The organism is Isoptericola sp. NPDC060257, assembly GCF_042726645.1.
Classification (GTDB): domain Bacteria; phylum Actinomycetota; class Actinomycetes; order Actinomycetales; family Cellulomonadaceae; genus Isoptericola; species Isoptericola nanjingensis.
The window spans coordinates 1-6,342 of the sequence record NZ_JBHXAW010000258.1 but is presented as its reverse complement, the minus strand read 5'-3'; the positions used below and the strand labels follow the sequence as shown (position 1 = coordinate 6,342).

The window sequence follows — 6,342 nt, the reverse complement described above, 5'->3', positions numbered from 1 at the left end:
ACGCGGTGCGTCACTTCTGCCAGCCCCAGTTCTCCGGGTGCGGGGCGAGGCCCTCGAACCCGGAGGTGCGCCAGCCGAAGTTGGCCAGGCCCTTCTTCACAGCGGTCATCTCCGGACCGAAGTCGATCGGGAAGGTGCCGTACTGCTCCAGCGCCTTCTTCTCCGCCTCGTTGAAGGCGGTGATCGCGGCCGGGATGTCCTCGATGGTGCCCGGCTTCTTCATCAGCTCGTCGATCTCCTTCGTCCCGATGTACGTGAAGTTCGAGTCCGAGTCGGAGCAGTAGAGCTGGCAGCCCGAGGTGCTGTAGCCGTACGGGTCGGAGGACGACCAGGCCATGATCAGCATCTCGTACTTGCCGCCGAGGACGGTGTCCGAGAACTTCGACGGGTCCTGGTTGTCGAGCTCGACCTCGATGCCGGCCGCCTTGAGCATCGCCTGCACGGCGTTCGCCATGGCGGTCTGCGTCGGGCTGTCACCGAAGAAGGTGTACTTGAGGTGGACCGGCTTGCCGTCCTTCTCGTAGTAGCCGGACTCCTCGTTGAGCGTGTAGCCCGCGCCCTCGAGCGTCGCCTTGGCGTTCTCCACCGAGAAGGCGGCGTCGGCCGGCATGTTGTTCTCGTAGCCGTCCTGGATCGGCGACATGACCTCGGACCCGGCCGGGTCCTCCTCCCAGCCGAGACCCTGGAAGTCGATCTCGGCGAGCTTGGAGACGTCGGTCGCCTGCGTCACGGCCTTGCGGACCGCGATGTCCTGCAGCGCCTCGGCCTTGGTGTTCAGCGTGAACACACCGGTCGACAGGGCGTAGTTGATGAGGATCTGCACGTCGTCCATGCCGCGCGCCACCTTGAGGCGGTCGGCCGCGGCGACGCCGACGGAGTCGATCTCACCGTTCTGGAAGGCGTTGATCGAGGCGGCGTCGTCCATCTGCTTGAAGACGATCTTCTCCAGCTTCGGCGCCTCGCCCCACCACTTGGGGTTCGGCACGAAGGTGGCCTGCGTCTCGTCCTGCGAGTCGACGATGAACGGACCGGCGGCCCACTCGTTGTGCGGCTCGTTCACCCAGCCCTTGGTGTAGGTCTTGGCGTCCAGGCTGTCCGGGTGCATCAGGTTGATGAACAGGAACTGGTACGGGAAGAACGGCGTGTCGAACGTGACGACGACCTGCTTGTCGTCCTTGCCCTTCTTCACCGACTTGATCTGGTCGTAGCCGGTGGTGCCCACGGGGTTGAACCCCTTCATGGTGCCCGACTGCGCCTTCCAGGTGGCCTCGAAGGCCGTCCAGTCGATCGGCGTGCCGTCGTTCCAGGTGGCCTTCGGGTTGACGTCGTACGTGACGACGAGCGGGTCCTCGCTGGTGACCTCGACGTTCGACAGGTAGTCCGGGTTCGGCGTCGGGTTGCCCGCGACGTCGTAGTCCCACAGCGACGCCTGGTACAGCTTCCAGAAGTCGCCCATGTAGCGGGTGTTGCCGTCGACCGAGAACGCGTTCCAGTTCGGCGTGACCTCGGACGTCGCCAGCGTGAGCGTGCCGCCGTCCTCGACCGCGTCGCGGTCCTGCGGGTTGTTGTACGCCTTGCCGGCCTCGGGCATGGGCAGCTCGCCCTTGTACGAGGAGGGGACGCCGTCGGCGGGCTGCGTCGTCATCGACGTGTCGCCGTTGCCCTTGGCCGTGCCCTCGTCGTCGCCACCGCCGGAGCCGCACGCGGCCAGGGTGAGCGCGAGCACCGCGGCAGCAGCGACCGCACCGACGCCCTTCTTGCGGATCGTTGTCATGATTCTCCTTGAGAAGCGTCTACCCGGTGGGGTAGATGACCCGGACGGGTCAGGCGCGGGTGGTCTCCCGCACGTCTGTGGGGCCCGCCGACGTCCTGGTCAGCGGGAAGTGGCAGGCGGCGAGCTGGTCGTCGCCGCCCGTGAGCACGGGCAGCACGGTGTCGCAGCGCCGCTGGTCGTCGGCCGGCAGCGTGGCGCGCACGGGGCAGCGGCTCGCGAAGCGGCAGCCGGGGATCTCCTCCACCGGGCTGGGCAGGTCGCCCTCGAGCACCACGCGCTTGCGCCCGCGCTCGAGCTGCGGGTCGGGCAGCGGCACGGCCGACAGCAGGGCCTGCGTGTACGGGTGGCGCGGCGCGGTGAAGACCGCCTCCGTGTCCCCGGACTCGACGACCTGCCCCAGGTACATCACGGCCACGCGGCTGGAGATGTGCCGGATCACGGACAGGTCGTGCGCGACGAAGAGGAACGCGACGCCGAGCTGGGCCTGCAGGTCCTCGAGCAGGTTGATGACGCCCGCCTGGATCGACACGTCGAGGGCCGACACCGGCTCGTCGAGCACGATGAGCCGCGGGTTCACGGCGAGGGCCCGCGCGATGGCGATGCGCTGGCGCTGGCCGCCGGAGAACTGCGACGGGAACCGGTCGACGTGGTCGGGGTTGAGCCCGACCAGCTTCATGAGCTCGTCGATGCGGGCGTTGACCTTCTGACGCGACCAGCCGTGCACCTTGAGCGGCTCGGCGAGCACGTCGTAGACCGGCATGCGCGGGTCGAGCGAGCTCATCGGGTCCTGGAACACGATCTGCAGGTCGCGCCGCAGCCCCGCGCGCTCACGCTTCGAGAGCTCCTCGAGGTTCTTGCCGAGCACGGCGACCCGGCCGCCCTGCGGCGCCTCGAGCTTCATGATCTCGAGCAGCGTCGTCGTCTTGCCGGAGCCGGACTCGCCGACCAGCGCGACCGTCTCGCCGGCGCGCACGTCGAACGTGACGCCGTCCACGGCCTTGACGGTGCCGACGCGGCGGCGCAGGAAGCCGCCCTTGGTGAGCGGGAAGTGCCGCTTGAGGCCCTCGACCTCGAGCACGACCTCGCGCTGCTCGCGGGGCACCGCCTCGAGCTCCGACTCGGCGGCCTCGGCCACCTCGTAGGCGTCCTCGAACGTGACGCCCTGCTCGGCGAGCTCGTCGGCGCGCACGCACGCGGCGAGCGTCTCGGGCCGGCCGGCGACGGGCAGCAGGTCGGGCTCGGTCGTGCGGCAGCGGTCCTCGACCAGCGGGCAGCGGTCGGCGAACGGGCAGCCGACGGGCAGGTCGACCAGCGACGGCGGGTTGCCCTGGATCGGCACGAGGCGACGGCTCTCGCCGCGGTCGGGGCGCGGCACGGCGCCCAGCAGGCCCATCGTGTACGGCATGGCGGGCCGGGCGAACAGCTCGTCGACGGGCGCCTGCTCCACGGGGCGGCCGGCGTACATCACGAGGACGTCGTCGGCCACGCCGGCCACGACGCCGAGGTCGTGGGTGATCATCACGACGGCGGCGCCGGTCTCGCGCTGCGCCTTCTTGAGGACGTCGAGCACCTGGGCCTGGATCGTCACGTCGAGGGCCGTGGTGGGCTCGTCGGCGATGATGACGTCGGGGTCGTTCGCGATGGCGATCGCGATCATCACCCGCTGGCGCATGCCGCCGGAGAACTGGTGCGGGTACGCCCGCAGCCGCTCGGCCGGGTTGGGGATGCCGACCAGGTCGAGCAGCTCGATCGACCGCTCCTTGACCTGCTTGCGGTTCAGGTCCTGGTGCAGGTCGAGGGCCTCGGCGAGCTGGTCGCCGATGGAGAAGACCGGGGTCAGCGCGGACAGCGGGTCCTGGAAGACCATCGCCATCTCGTTGCCGCGGTACTTGGACAGCTCGAGCTCGCTCAGCCCGAGCAGCTCCGTGCCCTTGAGCCGGATGGAGCCCTCGACGCGGGCGTTCTCGTCCAGCAGCCCCATGACCGACAGGGACGTCACGGACTTGCCGGATCCCGACTCCCCCACGATGCCGAGCGTCCGCCCGGGCATGAGGTCGAAGTTGACGCCGCGGACGGCGCGGACGGTGCCGGCCTCCGAGGCGAAGCTCACGTGCAGGTCGCGCACGCTCAGGACGGGGTTCATGCTCGGCCTCCCGACCGGGAGTTCGGGTCGATGGCGTCGCGCAGGCCGTCGCCGATGAGCTGCACGGAGAACGTGAGCAGCACCAGCGCGATCGACGGGGCGATGAGCACCCACGGCGCGGTGAGGATGACGCTCTGCCCCGCCTGGAGGATGGTGCCGAGCGAGGTGTCCGGCGCCTTGATGCCGAGGCCGAGGAACGACAGCGCCGTCTCGGAGTTCACGGCGGCGACCACGCCGAGCACGGTCTGGATGATGAGCACCGACCCGAGGTTCGGGATGAGGTGCCGGCGGATGATCGTGAACGACCGCACGCCCATGTACTTGGCGGCGTGCACGTAGTCGAGCTCGCGCAGCGACAGCGTCAGGGTGCGCAGCACGCGGGCGTACCCGATCCAGCCGAAGACCGTGATGCCGAACGTGAGCCAGATCCAGCCGTTGGCGCCGGACGACGAGCGCACGATCATCGCGATGAGCAGGAACGACGGGATCACCAGCAGCATGTCGAGGACCCACATGCCGACGCGCTCCACCCAGCCCTCGAAGAAGGCGATGGTGGTGCCGACGATCGCCGCGATCACCGTGATCGCCACGGACGACAGGATGCCGATGGCGAGGGAGCGGCCGAGGCCGCGCGCCACGAGGGCGAAGACGTCGGACCCCCCCGTCGTCGTGCCGAACCAGTGCTCGGCGGACGGCGCCTGGGCGAGGGCGAGGAAGTCGGGCTCGTCGTAGCCCCACTGCGCGATGCGCGGGCCCACGAACGCGAACACGACGAGCAGCACCAGCAGCACCAGCCCGACGACGGCGGACGGGCGGCGCGCGAAACGCCTGGCGATCAGGGTGAAGCGCCCGGTGCGCCGCAGCCCGGTGCTCTGCTCGTCCTCCGCCGTGAGGACGGCGGCGGCGGTGACGGTCAGCTCGGAGTCAGCCATGGTTGTCCAGCCCCTCTCAGCTGATCCTGATGCGCGGGTCGAGCCACGCGACGACGAGGTCGGCCAGCAGCGCACCGACGAGGGTGCACACGCCGGCGAACGCCGCGATGCACGTCGCGCCGTTGATGTCGTTGTTGACGATCGTCGTGACGAAGTACCGGCCCAGGCCGTTGATCGCGAAGATCGTCTCGGTGATCACGGCGCCCGTGAACACCGTCGCGATCGAGAACGCGACGTTGACGGCCGTCGGGATGAGCGACGTGCGCAGCGCGTGCTTGCGGATCGCGAGGTGCAGCGGCAGGCCCTTGGCCCGCGCGGTGCGCACGTAGTCGGCCTTCATCGTGTCGAGCAGGTACGTGCGCTGCGTGAGGTGGTAGCTCACGGCGCCGATGATCGTCAGCACGATGGTCGGCAGGATGAGGTGCTGCGCCAGGTCGAGCAGCCACAACCAGGGGTTGTCGCCCTCGTAGCTGTGCAACCCGGTGACGTAGAACAACCGGAACCCGAGCGCCTCGTTGATGTAGATCGCGGCGATGACGACGAACAGCGCGAGCACCGCCGTCGGGATCACGAGGAAGAAGGTCGCGAAGCCGCCGAGCACGCGGTCCTGCCACTTGTACTGGCGGATCGCGGTGTAGACGCCGATCGCGACGCCGATGACGATCGCGAGCACCGTGGCGAGCGTGACGAGCTGCGTCGACGCGCCGATCCGCGTCGCGACCGCGCTGGCCACCGGCTCCTGGTCGGGGCTCAGGCCCCAGTTCCAGTGCAGGACGATCTCCGTCAGCCAGCGCCAGTAGCGCAGCAGCAGCGGGTCCTCGTCGTTGATGTTCGCCGCCGTGAGGGACGCGTTGATGGAGTCCATCGGCGGGCGCGGGTTGCGCGACAGGTAGTTGGACCGGGGGTCCATGAAGACCGAGGCCAGCAGGTACGTCGCCGAGACGGCGACGAAGAGCATCGCGACGTAGTTCGCACCACGCCGCAGGAGGAACCGGCCCATCAGTCGTGACCGACCACGCTCGTCGGTGCGGGCACGGGGGTGCCCCCTCGTCCGGGTGGCTGGTTCCCGGTCAGCATGGCGAGAGGCGCGACACGCATGGACTTCCCTGTGCACTGGGGGCTCGTGGCCCGACGACGCGCGTGGCCCCTGCCCCGTGGGTGCGGGCCGCGCGCACTGATGACGAAAGCGCAGGCCGGGCTGGTTTGGCAGGGCGCCTCACGATAGACCTGTGCAACAGTCGCTGACCTTACTCGCGCTCTGTTTCGCCGTGGTTCACGTCTTGTCACACGGGCGTTCAGCGCACCGGAGATGAGACGCAGAACACACCATAAGGCCGATAAAATTGCAGGTCGGCGCGTTCTGGACCGGTGAACATATCGATTCGATCACGATCGTCGTCCCGGCCACCTATCGGGCCGGAGCGCCGACGGACGACGGCGGCCGGCCCACCCGTGGGTGGTCCTGGGCGCGGTGGGTGAGCCAGGCGCGGAGC

Annotated in this window: 4 protein-coding genes; all 4 read right to left on the bottom strand. The window is 69.2% G+C overall.

The window, feature by feature from the left end; translation table 11 throughout:
- Positions 1-10: 10 nt before the first annotated feature.
- The 4 genes from ACFWEK_RS17340 to ACFWEK_RS17325 are packed head-to-tail and all read right to left on the bottom strand — an operon-like array spanning position 11 to position 5,849.
- Entirely contained in the window at positions 11-1,774 is a 1,764-nt protein-coding gene (locus ACFWEK_RS17340) for an ABC transporter family substrate-binding protein (RefSeq protein ID WP_430544587.1), read from the bottom strand.
- A gap of 49 nt (positions 1,775-1,823) precedes the next feature.
- The gene (locus ACFWEK_RS17335) at positions 1,824-3,917 is read right to left on the bottom strand and encodes a dipeptide ABC transporter ATP-binding protein (RefSeq protein ID WP_430544588.1); all 2,094 of its coding nucleotides are present in this window, start codon (positions 3,915-3,917) and stop codon (positions 1,824-1,826) included.
- Entirely contained in the window at positions 3,914-4,849 is a 936-nt protein-coding gene (locus ACFWEK_RS17330) for an ABC transporter permease (protein WP_430544589.1), read from the bottom strand. Before ACFWEK_RS17330 ends, ACFWEK_RS17335 begins: the two co-directional genes overlap by 4 nt.
- 16 nt (positions 4,850-4,865) lie before the next feature.
- Positions 4,866-5,849, bottom strand: a complete 984-nt coding sequence (locus tag ACFWEK_RS17325; RefSeq protein WP_430544590.1) for an ABC transporter permease — start codon at positions 5,847-5,849, stop codon at positions 4,866-4,868.
- Positions 5,850-6,342 lie beyond the last annotated feature (493 nt).